Annotated in this window: 10 protein-coding genes; 1 reads left to right on the forward strand and 9 read right to left on the reverse strand. The window is 49.5% G+C overall.

Annotated elements, in window-relative coordinates; genetic code table 11:
- Positions 1–3 precede the first annotated feature (3 nt).
- On the reverse strand, positions 4–2,124 hold the full coding sequence (locus tag C8N47_RS00310) for a glycoside hydrolase family 36 protein (RefSeq protein ID WP_107820525.1): 2,121 nt from the start codon (positions 2,122–2,124) through the stop codon (positions 4–6).
- Positions 2,125–2,294: 170 nt separating this feature from the next.
- Entirely contained in the window at positions 2,295–3,578 is a 1,284-nt protein-coding gene (locus C8N47_RS00315; RefSeq protein ID WP_107820526.1) for a S28 family serine protease, read from the reverse strand.
- A 155-nt stretch (positions 3,579–3,733) separates the two neighbouring features.
- Between C8N47_RS00315 and C8N47_RS00320 the strand changes: the two genes are divergently transcribed.
- Entirely contained in the window at positions 3,734–4,177 is a 444-nt protein-coding gene (locus C8N47_RS00320) for a DUF4395 domain-containing protein (RefSeq protein WP_107820527.1), read from the forward strand.
- Positions 4,178–5,287: 1,110 nt separating this feature from the next.
- Here the strand turns inward: C8N47_RS00320 and C8N47_RS00325 are convergent.
- The 7 genes from C8N47_RS00325 to C8N47_RS00355 form a co-directional block, all read right to left on the reverse strand.
- Positions 5,288–5,782, reverse strand: a complete 495-nt coding sequence (locus C8N47_RS00325; protein ID WP_107820797.1) for a hypothetical protein — start codon at positions 5,780–5,782, stop codon at positions 5,288–5,290.
- Between the two features lie 122 nt (positions 5,783–5,904).
- Entirely contained in the window at positions 5,905–7,956 is a 2,052-nt protein-coding gene (locus C8N47_RS00330) for a S8 family serine peptidase (RefSeq protein WP_107820798.1), read from the reverse strand.
- 6 nt (positions 7,957–7,962) lie between these two features.
- Positions 7,963–9,645 (reverse strand): BACON domain-containing protein, encoded by a 1,683-nt coding sequence (locus C8N47_RS00335; RefSeq protein WP_107820799.1) that lies wholly within the window; start codon positions 9,643–9,645, stop codon positions 7,963–7,965.
- Positions 9,646–9,676: 31 nt separating this feature from the next.
- Positions 9,677–12,283 carry a leucine-rich repeat domain-containing protein gene (locus C8N47_RS00340; protein ID WP_107820528.1) on the reverse strand — a complete coding sequence of 869 codons (2,607 nt, stop codon included), beginning with the start codon at positions 12,281–12,283 and terminating at the stop codon, positions 9,677–9,679.
- 29 nt (positions 12,284–12,312) lie between these two features.
- A complete protein-coding gene (locus C8N47_RS00345; protein WP_170111241.1) occupies positions 12,313–13,848 on the reverse strand; it encodes a DUF5003 domain-containing protein in 1,536 nt (511 codons plus the stop codon).
- A gap of 12 nt (positions 13,849–13,860) precedes the next feature.
- Entirely contained in the window at positions 13,861–14,748 is an 888-nt protein-coding gene (locus C8N47_RS00350; protein ID WP_107820530.1) for a DUF4984 domain-containing protein, read from the reverse strand.
- Between the two features lie 15 nt (positions 14,749–14,763).
- Positions 14,764–16,281 (reverse strand): RagB/SusD family nutrient uptake outer membrane protein, encoded by a 1,518-nt coding sequence (locus tag C8N47_RS00355; RefSeq protein WP_211315995.1) that lies wholly within the window; start codon positions 16,279–16,281, stop codon positions 14,764–14,766.
- Positions 16,282–16,289: the final 8 nt, after the last annotated feature.

Consider the following 16,289-nt stretch of genomic DNA (forward strand, 5'->3'; position numbering starts at 1 on the left):
TAATTAGTCGAGCAGGTTGTGTTTTCGCAGGTATTTTTCCAGCATTACACCGCTAATCGACAAGTCGGAAGGGGCTTCGTGATTGCTTTCGCTGGCATAGAGTAAAACCGAATCGTGCGGATCCAATGTAATCTCGATCTGGTCCAGCTCGCCCAAGGGCATACAATCCGACTGGTTCCACCGAAACAGCCAGCAGTTCTCTTCTCCGGTCAAATACTCCAGCTTATAGTTTTTTTTCAGCCTTTGCTCGGTATCATTCACAATGAGTATCCCCCAGGCTCTTTCCGATTTATATCTTCGTACGGCCACTTTCCCCTGTTCATCGTAACTCCACAGTGGTGTCACTGCACTTTGCGGACGATCCTGCGGCTGCAAAAAGCGCCATAGATCGAGCTGCTCTTCAGTGAGTGTTGAAAAACGGTCCGAGGTATTCACCGTTCCTCCCAGAATTCCGTTCCACAAGGCGATACTGCGCTTCTCGGTGTCGGTAAGCTCATTATTTTCGTCGCGAAGGAAGATCGTGTCCGGGTCGTTTTGCCAATACACATTATTGAAGTACTGACAATTGTACGATTCCTGAAACATATTGCCAATTCCGGCGGCTGTCCAGTCGGCATCAACATTGGCCGATATCCGCATGCCATCAACAAATCCAATCAGGGGGGCAAAAGGCGAATTACTGGCCATCCAGTATGCGCCGGCACCAATTTCTTCGCGGATGATTTTCATCACATCAACCAAAATCTGAACAGAGGTTTTATCGCGATTATAGCGTTTTATGTCGGTACTATCCTTCAAGCCCCAGCCCAGGTATGCTGTTTTGTAAAAGGTGAAACCCATTTTCCGGAAGGCCCGAAAAACACGGGCGATATATTTTTGCACATCAGGGTGGCTACCATCCAGGGCATAATAGCTGCCCTCCCTGAAGTTATCTTGCCGGATGGGCTGATCATCGAAATTTCGGATTAACCAATCGGGGTGATTTTTAAAGATCTTGCTGCGGCTGTCCACCACAAAAGGTGCGACCCAGATCCCCGCCCGATAGCCTCGCTGAAAGATCTCGCGGGCTGCATCCTCCATGGTTCGTGGCCAACGTTCATTGGTCTCCAGCCAGTCGCCCAAAACACAGTAGCAATCATCAATCTGAATGGTCTGCAAGGGAATCTTGGGTTTGATCTCATCCAGCCCCAGCAAAACCTCTTTCAACTGCTCGAACGAAAAATCATGTTGATACTCGTACCACGAGTTCCAGTGATAGCTGGTCTTGGTATCCTTGCGGGCCACCATATTCTCCGAAATGTTCCAGGCAATATGTTGCAAGGTATCGAAAGGGTTGTTTCCCTGAACAAGATAAATCTCAGGCAGTTTGATAAAATCATTCTGCAAAGGCACATTTTCCATAACGAACCCGGCATCGAAAAAGACATTTTCCTTATCGGCATAACGATCATACAGTCCTTTGCGGTGCGGACGGTTGTAAACGGTACACTGCTGAATGAAGTCGTAATGATCGTAGGCACTAATGGCCAGGGTTTCATTACGAGCCGACAATAGCGCTGTGGTGAGATACGAGTCGTACGACCAGGCTTGCTCGCCGGCGGTATTTCCCCAGTTGGCATCCGACGACTTGGGGATTGTGTAAATACCCGATGGACCGCCCTGCCCTAATCCCTGCTTAAAAAAACGGTCTACATTTTCGACACGCGCCTGCCCCAGGGGCGAAAAGTAAAAAGGAGCGCGCGACATGCTGCTCAACTCGGCTCCTACCGACAATGAGCCGTTGTTAATTTTCAGGTCGAGCATCACGAAGCTGTTTCCTTCGAGCTCGTAAATGATGCGTTTGCCTTTGGGGGAATCGCCCATAAACGTGTTACGCACAAAAATACTCTGTCCGTCGATCGTCGGCCGACAATTACGCAGCCTGATCGATCCCGCAATCAGGTCGAAAGTGCCGTCGCTGTGCAGGATCCAGTCCGACTTGCCCAGCTTAAACTTCACCGGGCCTGCCGCCTGTCCAACAACAGGCGGCAGATCAGCCATCGACCGAATGGGCAGCATTGCAGTAGCCATTCCGGCAGCCAGTAATTTGATAAAACTTCGTCTTTCGATAGGTTTAGAGCTCATGTCGCAATCTTAGTTTTCGTTTAGCCGCAGTGCCAAATTAACACCTTTTAACATTCCAACCTGCAAAAATGGGAAAAAGTTCTGTTTCCAATGTCCGTTTCCTGCTTTAAGTATGGCAGAACAGGCATGTTATAGAAAAGGTTCCACTGGTCCAAATCCCCTTCCGGCTGCTATTGCATGATCTTTCGGATAAACGCGACAGCCCGCTGCTGGGTGGCCTCATCCAATGTACGGATACGTGTTCTATGGCTTCCCCCGGGAGCAACAATCTTCCAGTTCGAAGGATCGTCATTCAGCTCGGCTGCGGTTGCTGACCACGGGTCTGTCTGCCCATAAATAAGCATCACATTCCGGGCCTGGTTTTTCAGAAACCAGTCGACCAACAAGGAGGTTTCCGGATGATAGCTCACCTGGCAGTCTTCCGGAAGCATATATTTCGCCAGATAGCCCTGGGTTGAGTCAACAGAGATCAAGCCCGTCAGGGGTTCGGCATCGTATCCGTAATAGCCCAGCTCGCGAACCGCCTGATAAAAAAACGGCTGGTAAGCTTTGGAACCTTCGTCGGTAAAATAATCGGGCTCGCTTATTTTCGTGAAATAGCAGTAAAGCGTGGAGTCGTCCACCGCCGGATCGGGAATTTGAGAGCAGGAAGCGCCCCACTGCCAGAAGGCAAAGGGAAACTCCAGTGTCAGATAATCAAGCATCTCATCGTAGTTCATACGGCTATGATAGCCCTTCTCTTGACAATAATTCTTCAGATAACCGGTCATCGCCTTTCGTCGTTTCAGAAATTCCTGTTGAAGTTGAAGAATCGCCTGCTGGCACGAGTCGCTTCCCAAGGCGCGGATAAATGCCTCGTGCCGACCGTCTTCAACACCAAAGTTCAGCGGCGCCACATAGGCCACCGTCAGGTCAACATCATCCGGGAAGATGGTCCGGTGAGCCAAAGCTGTCTGTCCGCCTTTACTGATTCCGGTATTCAACCATTTCCCGCTAAAATAGGGTTTAAACAGCTCCACAATCCGGTGATGGTCAGCCGCCGCGTTTTCGACCGTCAGATCCTCCCAGTTCAGCGGCTCCGGCTTCGATTGTCCAAAATAACGATGCTCCACACAAATCTGATTTCCATCCAAAATCTCACTTAGCTCATTAATATATTCCGGAGTCGCCGCGTAGTTGGCCGCATAACCTTCGGTTATCAGCACCGTAGGCTTGTCGGGAGCCTTTTCGGCTACAAATACCCGCTGCAGGAAAAATCCATCCGTCGTATCCTGTGCATTCAACGGTTGACGAACCAGCAGCTGATAGGTAGCTTTGAAAAAGGGATTTCCATCAATTTTTTCAATCTTTTTAATCTGCGGCTGCTCCTTCATAAAGGCCTGCAAATCCTGCGCATCTGCCGGAAAAATCGCTAATAAAAAAAGCAGTAAGAAAATAACCTGTTTTAGTTTCATGTTTGAAAGTTGTGAAGTGTGATTGGATCAATACCTAAAGAACGCAATTTTCGCGGGATTCTTGCGCAATCCGTTAAGCTTAAGTTTACAATTCATGATAAAAGCTATTCGTTTGAGATTTTTAGATATCTTTGTCTTAATTAGATTGATAGCCCATGAAAAACATTTTTTGTCCCATTTCGAAAGATCGAATTAACGAACAAGTACCACGCATCACAGCACTTTTAGTGATTTTACTGATCATCGCGGGTTTTGCGATGGAAAGCTCCGCCTTTTTGTTGTTGGTATTAGCCGATTTTGGCGTGAGAGCCTTCACCAAGGCCCGATTTAGCCTGTTAAGCTGTATGGCCTACTGGCTCGCCAGGATTCTGCGCCTTCGGGAAAAACCGATCGACAAAGCCCCCAAGATTTTTGCCGCCCGAATGGGCTTTGTGATGGCATTAGCCATTTGTTTGCTCTACATGGCGGGCTTGCTGACAGCCTCGAAAGTCGTTGCCGGGGTACTTGTTTTCTTCGCCGGATTGGAATTTGCTATCGCTTTTTGCGCCGGATGTACCATCTATACCCTTTTTGTTCTTCCGTTTTTCAAGAACTCGTAAAGACCTTAACGGCTATCAGAACGGATTACCGGATTCTCGGACTTATAGACTTATGGACTAACGACAAATGACCATCAATAATGTCTTCCGATTAACCTACCGCAGCGCTTTTCCCAGCATTGCAGGATCGAGAGGGGGCGTTCCGAGCTACAAAGATGACGCCGCTACGCGGCTTTCACCATACTGTACCCTCGGCTGTATCAAGACTGGTTTTTAAATCGTTGAGTTCCGAGTTATTGTTGACGTTGAATCACCAATATCCAATATTCAATTTCCAATAACCAATTTAAACGCTTTGCGGACTTTGAGCTATCCTTGGGGTTCTTCGTAGTTAAAATTTATGGACTAACGACAAATGACCATCAATGTTGTCTTCCGACTAACCTACCAAGGCGCTTTTCCCAGCATTACGGGATCGAGAGGGGGCGTTCCGAGCTACAAAGATGACGCCGCTACGCGGCTTTCACCATACTGTACCCTCGGCTGTATCAGGACTGATTTTTAAATCGTTGAGTTCCGAGTTATTGTTGACGGTGAATCACCAATATTCAATTTCCAATAACCAATTTAAACGCTTTGCGGACTTTGAGCTATCCTTAGGAGTCTTCCGTGGTTAAAATTTATGGACTAACGACAAATGACAATATTTGACAACCAATGACTTCTTATGACTCTTTATTCCACGACCAGGGCGCTTTTCCCAGCATTACGGGATCAGGAGGAGGCTTTTCTATAAACATTTACCCCTCCCAAGGTGAACTCGGAACAAGTTTCGGGGTATTTCTCTGCGTCTTCTCTGCGCTCTCCGCGGTTAAAATCACCGGATGTTCTGAATATTGGACTTATATATCTATAGAATAACAACCGAATGACTCATTGACAATCAAAGATAAAGAAGAACCTCGCTACTCATGTCTCATGACTCACGACTTATCATTGAACACTGGCTTTTCATATATCCTGTCGTCCCAAATAGCATCAAAGCCATTTGATGATCGGCGGGTTGGCTCGTGCGTTCATTTCCCTTCACGCAAAAAAAAGTCATGCCGCGCGATTGTTTCCAACGCCCGGCATGATCTTTTTAGTTAACACAGGCAGAAGCCCGTGGTTTTAGAGTCGTTCTCCGTCCACAATGTCGGCCGGAATTTCGTCGCAACGTTTATACACACGCACTTCGTCGGTGTCATCCTCGGCAGTCCATTTCATGGAGGCCTGGTACAGCTCGGATACCACAAACTGATGCGCCCATTCATCGTCGGTGCTCAGCGTATAATCGTAGGTACCGCTGATTAACGGGAAGTTTGGTTCTTCCAGGTTCAGCTCGTAAGTTCCGCTGATATACTCGGATACAAAGCTGTTCAGGTTGGTATAAATTTCGTACGAGCGGCTGCCATTTTCCTGGCTGCGGCTCAGACGGATATAAAAATACCGGCTATCGGCATCCATGGCCTCGCCATTCCACTCGCTCAGCTGCCAGATACCGGCCACATTGGCGTAGTTGACCTCCAAGGTTGGTTCAACCACCGGCTCATCGTCGTCGCTACAGCCAGTAAAGGCAGCGAAGAGTGCTAAAACGGCTATTATCCTCAATTGTTTAAACATCATATTCATCGATTTTCTTTCGGGTTACTGATTTGTATTTAGTTGATTCCCGCAGGCTCCGGTTCCACTCAAAGGGTATGCCTTTTTGCGTAGGGCAAACCGAAGCTTGCGGGTGTATCAAGCTGTTAAAGCCATCCGTCGGTTTTGCGGACGGTAATGTAAAATTCCTGGCTTGTTCCGTTGCTGGCGGTAACCGTTGCCTTGGTCGAACCACTCTTTAGCCCGGTGAGGGTAAAGTTGAGCTGATCCGACGAACTCATCGTAGCAACCGAAGTATCTTCGATGGTACAGTCAAAGGTCAGGTTTTTACCATCGGCAAAGAAACGCGCATAGTTAATGGTGGTTTGCTCGTTGACCGATACAAACATGTTGGGAACGCGCAGTTCCACACCGGCGCCTTCAACAGCTTTCAGCAATTTGTAGGCATTAATCAGTCCGCTGCCCATTTCGCCCGCGTAGTTTGCCGGCTCCATCTGCATGGGCGACACCGAGCCGTAGTACGCGTAATTGCTGTAATAGGTCTTGGTATCCTGAAAATAGGACTCAAGCGAGGCATCGGACACCGACTGCAGAACCAGCTGACGGAAGTCGGCCGCACGGAAATGCTTTTGCAACTTGGAGGCGTACGAAAGTCCCAGGGCAACCACGCCGCTCACATGAGGGCAAGCCATGGAGGTACCTTCCATAAAACCATAGTATTCACCATCCAAAGGCGGAATGGTCGAATAGATTTTCCCTTCGTCGCATTTATGATACTCGCTGTCGCCACCCGGTGCGGCAATTCTTACCCCGGCTGCGTAGTTGGAATAGCTCGACGGCGTTCCATCGGCAGCAACGGCAGCTACCGAGATATAATCGGGATAAGCCCCCGGATATCCGGCCATCGCTGCATACTCGTTACCGGCGGCAAACACCACAATACCACCGTCAATCACCCCATTGGGCGAACCGGCATTATGGATGAAATAGTCCATCGCTTCTTTTTCAAGGGGAGCACCGTCTACCCAATCGCCATCTTCGGTAAATCCCGGCGTATACATCAACATGTTGGCCAGCCCCGAGTTGTAGCCCCAGCTACACTGTAACACCACCGCTCCGTTGTCGGCAGCATATTTAATGGCTTTCGCTTCTTCGTACATCGACACGCCACCGGCGCCCGCAAACACCTGACAGGACATGATTTTCACGCCGCTGTTGGCTGTTCCGTCGCCCCCGGCAATACCGGATACGCCGAGCCCGTTTCCGTTTACAGCGGCAATGGTTCCGGCAACGTGGGTTCCATGCCCGGTGTCGTAGGTTCCGTTAAAGCTGATTATCCCGATATCGTCCACAAAGTTATAACCGTAGCGGTCGCCGGCGTAACCGTTACCATCGGCATCTTCGTCCGAACCGTACACTTCCCCTTCATTCACCCACATATTGGCTTTCAGGTCGGGGTGGTTCCACATCACCCCTTCATCCATGACCGCAACAATTACCGACGGGTCGCCGGTACATAGTTCCCAGGCTTGCTCACAGCCCACGTCCACGCCCTGAACGGCCTGCACAATTTGCTCACCAAAACTGTTGAGTGTACCATAGGGCAACAAACGGCCCTTGTTCACATAGCCCCATTGAGCAGCTAAACCGGGGTCGTTAAAGAAAGCGGTGGTATTGTTACTTCCATCCAGCGCTGCCTGCGTGGCGGCACCGGGGCTGGTTGCCCGTATGCCGGGCTGGTACGAACGTTGAATGGTACGGCTATACTGAACTTTTTCAACCTCGCCGCGGGCAGCAAAACTATTGGCCACCTGCTGCAGGTCGGTATTCTCGTCGAACCGGACCACATACCACTGGCTCAGGCCTGTTTCCTGTGTCAGGGCCTCGGTACGCTGGTCAACCGGGAACACACGTTCGAGCTTGCTGGTTCCAATGCGGGTCAGCACCGTATCCACCGCCAGGCAGCCCAGGGCAGTCCGGTTAATGCGGGCCGATTTCAGCTGCCCCGGCTCCGTAGCCGCCAGGGTTGATGCTTTAAATTTAATCAGAAGCTCGCCTTGTTTGGCGCCTACCGGCACATCAATCACCGGAGCCAACTTGCCATCCGAATCGTTGAGTTCGGCAACAATGCTGTTGTCGCTGCACGATGCAACAAACAAGCCCAGAGCGAGCAAGGGTAACAAATATATTTTTTTCATCATCATCTATTCTGTTATTTGAGGTTTAGCAGCCGGGTAAAACTCGTAGTAATAATCCAAATCGTCCGGCTCATTGGTAAAGCCGGGCACCTGTCCCTGACGGTCATAACCATTTTCCTGCGTGAAAACTAACGTATACGGGTCGAAAAGTGTCAGACGCGGATGATACAACAACCAGTCCGGCAGCTTGCCCGTTAAAAAGTTCAGGTTCAGGTTCAGGCTTTCCAAGTTTGGCAACACGCAGGGAATCTCCGTCATCAGGCGTTGCTTATTCTCGGGCGAGGCACTATTCAGGGTGTCGTTCGCTGCAATTTGCTCGGCCGTATAATAGCGGGCACTCCACCCCTTCATCTCAGGCAGTTCACCGTAAATGTAACCATACGAAAGCGAGAGATGTTTCAACGCATCCCAACGAAACAAACTGGTTAAACTTGACGCATCGATGCGCATCCCCCAGCTGGTTTGCCACACATCGTCGCGAAGATCTTTACGCGTATCGTATCGGCGCATACCCCCCAGGTTCAAACTTGTCAGTTTCGGGAAATTGTAGCTGCTGATAGCATAAGGCAGCGAAGTGAAGTTATTACCCCTCAGGTTTAAGCTCTCCAGGGTTTCCTTGGGTTTGGTGAGTTCGGTTGACGGGTCAATCGTTGTTATCCCATAAGACGAAATAGTCAGATGTTTCAGGTGTTCCAGATTGGCCAGGGCCGTGCCCATGTACAAGGTTTCGGGCAACAGATGACGGTTGGAATTACCGTAAAGTACCAGCGTCTCCAGATATGTTAGTTTTCCCAATTCGTCGGGCAAACTCTCCTTGGTGTTGAACAGCCGAATATCGAGTCCGCGGACGCGCCCCACCCACTCGGGTTGTACACCTTCATCGGTTTTCTCCCACAGGGTAACGCCATTCCAGAAATCGATTTTTTCGTTCATATCCCAGCTAATCATCGATTGCAGTTTTTCCTTAATGATGACCATGGCCAGTGAGTCACCGGCGCGGTTGTCCTCAATTTCGGGCGCTGCCTGCTGGGTTACCGTCAGCACAGCCTCGTCTTCGAGCACATCGTCCTCATTTAACGGAAGAAATTCAATTGCAGCGATCCGCTCTTGGGGCGTGGTATTCATCTTCCAGTTGAAACGCAGCTTTGTTGTTTGCGGACGTGCTCCTTTGTCGAAGCTAAGCGAGGGTTCCTCATCCAGCGAGATCCACTCTTGGGCCTCTTCGGGGATGAGCACTTTAAAGGCCACATTGGTGGTCACCGACAGGTCAAAAAAGCGTTCGCCGTACTTGCCCATATTGGCAATCTCCTGCGTAGGCTCATTCAGGCCAATCACTTTTCCGTAACCGGTTTGGTGCACCAACAAATCCTGGCGCCCCTGGTTTTCGGGAATGAAAGTAACCACGGCATTACGCAGCTCATTGGTTAAGGTCGTGTCGACCACGATTTCGCAGTCAATCTCGCCCACCCCGTTGGCAGGTATCACTTTCACCCACGGTTGGTCTGCCTTAGCGGTCCATTGGGTTGCCGAGGCCACACGAACAGTCTCGGCACCACCTGTAGCTCCCAGGGTTATTTCCTTGGTTCCCAACGAAAAGCCCGACACGGCAAGTTCATTGTCGTCGTTGCATGCCGTAATCAGATAAAACCCGACACACAGGCAGCAAGCTATTTTAAATAACAATTTCATATTCAATGTATTTTTCATTACTACCAAGCCTTTAGTCTAAATCCAGATAGTCACAACCACGAATATCCTGTGTGCGGTCGTAAACCAAAATGTAATATCCCGCTCCAATGTAGGCACACACATCCGACATATCGATGGAAATGTTGGGGTTATCCTTAATCTCAAAAATGTAGATGCTGGGCGAAATGGTATCATCGATCTTCCGCAGGTCGTTACCTCCCATATAAAAAGCTCTCAAGCTCGGACAAGTACTGATGCCGACCGGCCATTCGCGCAGGGTGCGATTACCGTTTTCATCGCGTTGATTCCTCAGTGCATAAACTGTTAAACGCGATATATTAAGCGGCCCGTAAGGGAACGAAGAAAAACGGTTATTACTTAAATCAAGACCATACAAGTAGGGCAATGTTGAGGCGAGAAACTCCACGGGCAGCTCCGTCAATTTATTGTACGACAGATCAAGCGACTCCAAAAAATAGGTATATTCACCTTTCAGCGATCCATCGGGGAACGATTCCATGCCGTTACCGCTTAGTCCCAAAGCGCCAATAATGGAGTTGGTCTGGAAGAAAATCGCGGGGAATGTTTTCAGTTGGTTACCGGCCAATGACAAGGTGCCCACATGAATACCGCGGAAATCATCACCTCCTTCGAACTCAGCAATCTGATTGTACGAGAAATCAACAGTCGACATTCCGTAGACCGATTTGGCATCGAAGATATTGGGAAATACCGTCAGCTTATTATGAGCAAAGGAGAAAGTCTCCACATCATCGTAGCCACAGAAATAACCATCAATATTGGGGATCTCCGTAATTTGGTTATAATCCATGGTTAACTGCACCAGGTTAACGTCCTTTCCGAAGGCCGGAATCGTCCGGATCTGGTTATTGTTACAGTCCAGCTTACCCAGTTTTTTGAAGTTTCGGAAACTCTCGGGCAAGGTGGTCAACCGGTTATTGCCCAAATAAAGAATCTGCAATTTGGAAGCCGTAGCTGATTGTGCCAGCTGATCCAATCCCTGTTCGAGAACAGCAGCTTCGATCTGCGGGTTAGTGGCCAGGTTAAGCAACTCAACATTCGGCATGGTGAACAAAGCTTCGGGCAAGGCTTCCATGAGGGGACAATTGTAGAATTCCACATCGGTCAGATCTTCCATTTGTGAAAAATCGGTCCCTTCTTCGAAGTCGGCAAACTTTCCGTTGGCAATAAACAGCTGTTGCAACTTGGTGAGTTTCGAAATCTCACTGGAAATTCCCGTAATGCCATTGGTGAAAACGCCCGGCTGCACATCTTTACGCGAAATCAGCGGACTCGCCGATGCAAGGCCTGCTTTTCCGTCTTCCTCGGCTTTCAGATCGAAGGCCAGTTGTAAAGGCTCCGAAAAACTAGCCCGTACATCCTTTTTAATGAAACGGTTGTAATAATCGTCGCGCCAGGCTTGCTTTTGAGCAGCAGTTCCGGCCTCGTCCCATTGCTCAGGCATATTGCCCCCCACGCGGTCGGAGTGGGTTCCCAAGGTCAGGATCTTCAGCTCGGTGAGCTGGCCAATTTCGTCGGGCACACGTCCCTTCGGCCCAAAGGAGCCCAGGTTCAGGTTCACAATCCGCCCTCTGCTGTCGATACTAACGCCGGGCTGTTGACCCCACAAGTCAATATCTTTATTAAAATCCCAGTTGGTTCCCTTGCTGTAGCCAATATCGTCGTAGCTCCAGTTTTCGCCGTCCAGCGCCTCCCAAATCCGGCGCAGTGCGATATAGTCCTGAATATAAGCTGCCGAAGGATACAGGTTAACCGCCACATCAACCGATGTTTGCTGATTATCGGCAATCTGAAAACTGCCATCCAGCAGAACACGGTCACCATCCACCATTTTCTTACTTTTGTCGTACAAAACATAGCTGACAACGCTATAACTACCTGCACGAACCGTAAAGATCGAGTCGCTTGTTGCCACAGCATACAAAACACCGTCTTCGCTCAGTTTCTCCGCATATTCAAACGGAACCATCTCAAAGACTTCCTCTGCCATAGTAAATTCATTCTGCACATAAAGCGTTGCATAAGCCACTTCGTCGAAACGGTAGCGGTCGGCGTTGTCGGCGCTTTTGGTGTCGGCAACAAAATTTTTCTTCAACGAAAATTGCAGCTTTCCGCGCGATACCACCTTCACCGGAAGATCTTTCACACACAGCCCTCCGCCGACAACATCGATAACCGTTGGTTCCTCTGGTTCGCCCGAGAGCACCAGGGTCAATTCCTGTCCTTCGATCTGATAGAGGTAAAAACCGACAACCGTATAGCTCCCGGCCATCAGTTTGAGCTTCTCGCTGCGCAGCCCCTGTTCGGCATCATCGCCCAGCTGATTTAAGCCAACAGTTTGAATAAGCTCTGAGCCATCCTGGTTGTTGGTCATTACAATTTTCATTTTCTCGGCCTGGCCCAAGTAATCCAGTTCGTTGCTCCCCGTACTCGCCAGCTTTTTGTAGGATGCGCTTTTAAACAGCTTAAATTGCGCATAGCCGTATTCCACCTGCAACGCCTCGTCGTCGTCGGAACAGCCACCCAAGCCGAGGCTTAGGGACAGCACCAGACTGAAGAGAAAAAGCGTTTTTATTGCTAATATTTTAGATTTCATAATCGGAAAATATTTTATTCTTGAATCAATTAATAACGGATAACCATCAGCACCGCATACGTTTCGCCCATATCATCGTAAAAGGCAATCGTCAAAGGACTGTCGCCACTGGTTGATTCGCCAATTCCCGCGATCATCGTCTCCAGCATACTCCACATCATTACATCAACTCCGTCCCAGTAGTTCATGGCTACGGGTTGAAGGTAGTAACCGGTATATCCGTTGGGTTTGGTAATAATCGCATCGTAAGGTACGGTCAGCGGCAAGGCCAGAATGTACACGTTGGATGTTCCGTACTGTGCAATCAGCTCATCTTCGCTCATATCGCCAATGGCATCCATATACGAAATGGCTTCAATGGGTTCACCCCAAGCATCGTACAGCGGATCTCCATTCATGTCGGCAAAGGTGAAACCACGAGTAAACTTGGGATTCCCTTCCTGGGTGAATGTTCCCGCTACATACTGCGAATATTCCGACACAACTCCTTCCTCGCTTGAGAACACCAGATTGTCGAAATCTGCTTCGAGGCTTTCGTAAACGACCCGCGGGAAGACCATCAGATAAGCGCTACGTGCCATCCCTTCATTCATCGACATATAAACCGAAAGCTCACCGGCCTGGTCGTCGTCGGCAAAAATCCAACTGCTCTCATCGGACATACGGGTACAGGTGAATTCGTATTGCCAGGTCATCTCGTTTATTTCACGCACATAATCAACGTAAACCAGTTGATAGTCGTCGTTGCGCGCAGCAACGCTCAGCGGCATGGGGGCATAACCATCCTGATCCTGCCAAACGTAACTGTAGCCGTTGTAGGCAAAAGCAATCTCGTCGGCAAAGGGTTTGGTGTTGCTGAACTCAACCTTGTCGGCCGGCATACCATCGTAATGTACCGGCAGGCGGCCAATCAGCACACCATCGGCATTTTTAAACAACAGCTCCTCATCCCAGGCGGCCTTGCGGTATTGCAGCCCTTCTTTTAAACGAGGCTGAATGCTCACCACATCGCCCGCATAGCCATAGTTGTTTGTTTCGCTCAGGTCGATGCTCTCGCTGGCTTCAACAACCCAGTCGGCGTTGGCCGTAACTGCAAAAGCTGTTGTGCCCGCGTAGCTTTGTTCAAAAGGGTTTTCCGCGTTATAAACCAAGTCTTGCTCGGCATCGAAGGCCTTCAGCTCGTAACCGGTGTCGGGGCGGGTCAATTCGAAAATAACCTGACGCTCATTTCCCATAATCAGCGTTAATTCAGCCTTATAACTTTTCAATGGGCTGGTTGCATCATCGTTAATGCGGATGCTCACGGTTTGTGCGCCCGCCGTTCCGTTGCACGAATACACGGCCTCATCGTCCACCACAAAGGTACACCACAACGCCGATGAGGTTAACGACCAGTCGGCGCCGGCCTCGAAGCTCAGTTGCTTCTGGTCGCCGACCAGGCAATCCACTTGCTGCACAGACGGAAAGGTCAACGCAGGCTCCTCATCATCGTTGCTACAGGATGCCAGCACAACGATATAAAGGGCAACTGTCAGAAAACGGAAAAAATATTTAAAATCTTTCATATCGTTCATGTTTTAATATCCTTCTTTTTTGAGTTGCTCAGCTTCCTGGTCGCTGATCCATTCCAGTACATTCACGTAAGTTCCTACCGTACCAACATTTTCAACATAAACGGTCACATACAGCACCACAAACTGCTGACAAACGTTATAGTAGGAGATATAAGCCGAAGGCTGTCCAATCATCAGCTCACCGTTTCCGTACACCGTACCAAAAGCTTCAGCCGTGCTTCCCAGCAACTGATCGTCCATGCTTACAAATGGCTCCAGCGGGTTTGTCGGATCAAAACTGATGGTCAGATCGTAGCCATCGTAATAGAAGTCGTGCAACACAACCGACAAATCATCATCGGCAGCTTCCGTCTCAAGCAGTCGCATGTCTGTCGACGTCATGTAATCGGAGTAGTAAGTTGATGTAAGCTTACAATATCCGGTGAAGGTATTCAGATCGAAAGGACAGGCTTTCATGATCTGCACCCGTGTTTTAGTGCCGTACAAGTCCCATTGTTCCGCTTCGTCAGCAATCAGGTTGAAGCTGACCGACAAGCTTTCCAGCATATCGATATGCTCATAAATTCCCTTGATCCGGAATTTCGCGGAGCGTTCGCCGGCTTTAATGGTCACCGAGTTGGACTCGATCACAAAATGATAGTCTTCCACGGCCGTGCTGTTGGCATCATCCACTTCAACAGCATAGGTCCGGTCGTAAGGGCAAGCCACGGTCGAGCCCAGGTTCAACTCCAGATAATCCTCGCTGTTGGATACCGGGAAATATGTTAAGGTATCGGCGAACATCACATATTCAGGTCCGTCGTACACCACCCGGTCGGCCGACGAGTCGCAGCCCGTCAGGGCGACCATCAGCGCAAAGAGTATTGCTATTCCTGTTTGTATTAATTTCATTACAATCCTTTTTTCTTATTTATTGCTTTCATTGGGTTGAATATCGGCATCAGGCGACTCCAGCTCGTGCTGCGGGATAGGCCACACAAAAAGCGGGTTCGATGCTTTTATTTCCAGGCTGTTTCCCGGAGCAACAGTTGCCGTCTGCGCTTCGCGTTCAAAGCCTTTGCCCCAGCGTTTCAGGTCGTTCAGGCGAAAGCCTTCCATATACAATTCGCGTACGCGTTCCTCTTCAATTACTTGCTGCCAGTTGGAGGCCGTCAACGAGCTGGAGCCGTACGACGAATAGCGGGCATTGCCCAAGGTAGCCAGATCTTTAGCCGCTTTGCTAATTCCTGCGGCTCCCTGGTTACAGTAGGCCTCGGCACGAATCAGGTATTGTTCCGACAGGCGGAAAGGCTTGGGCATGTTAACATGCAGAATGTTGCTGGCCAGGAAATTTTGATTACCAAAATATTTGATCAACAGCGGATATCTCAATCCGTGGCTGTAACCGGTGGTCATCGTTGCAAAAAACGCATCGTAACGCAGGTCTGTTCCCGAGTACAGCTCCAGCACCCAGCGGGCCGGCACATAGTCGGGTTTGTACGACGAGTAGTCGTAGTTCAAAAATACCTGCCCCAAACGGCCACCATACGAACTCACCTCGAACTGCACCTTCCAGATAATTTCGGTCGACGCATCGTATTGCCACATATATTCATAAGCATTGAAATTGGCATCCGACGAACTCTGATTTACACTCGACAGGAAATATTTCTTGCTGTCGATGACTTTCGACGAATAATCCACCGCTTTCTGCCAGTCCTGCATATACAGGTACACCCGGGCATACAAGGCATTCACGGCACCAATGGTAAAATAACCGGTATTGTAAAGCACATCGGTATTATCGTCATCCAACTGCAAGTACAGAGCTGCTTCGTCCAAATCATTCAGTACAAACTGATACGAATCTTCCAGGCTAGCCCGAGTCGGACGTCCGGCGTTGGAATAGCTCGAAACCAGGGCAACGCCTAACTCCTGAGCTGCTGTTGCCGGGTCGTAAGCCTTGCAGAACGATTTAATCAACTCCGAATAAGCCAGGGCGCGGGCAAAATAAACCTCGCCTTTGTATAAATCCAGCCGGGCCAGCTCATCATCATCAACGGTATTTTGGGCAATTTTATCTACGTTTTCCAAAAAGTAGTTACAACGGCCAATCACCACATACAACTGCTGGTAAACCGCTTCAATCTCGCTGTTGGTCGACAAAATATCCCAGCGCCAGATGTCGCCGTAGGTATTCGAATATCCCTGCACGGCATAAGCCAGATCCGACTGCAAATCGGGCAGCAAGGTGAGGTAGCCACTGTAAAGGGCCGAACTTTTATAGGCCGAATAGATGCCGAGAACAATCTGGTTGGCCTCGTCAACCGTTGTCATTCCCTCGCTCGCCGGAATAGCATCTTCCGGGTATTTGTCCAGACAGGAAGTCGCCATTAGGCCGACGGCTGCCCATACTATTAATCGCTTTATCTGTTTTATCATCATTGTGGTGT

It is taken from the genome of Mangrovibacterium marinum, assembly GCF_003046625.1.
Taxonomy (GTDB): domain Bacteria; phylum Bacteroidota; class Bacteroidia; order Bacteroidales; family Prolixibacteraceae; genus Mangrovibacterium; species Mangrovibacterium marinum.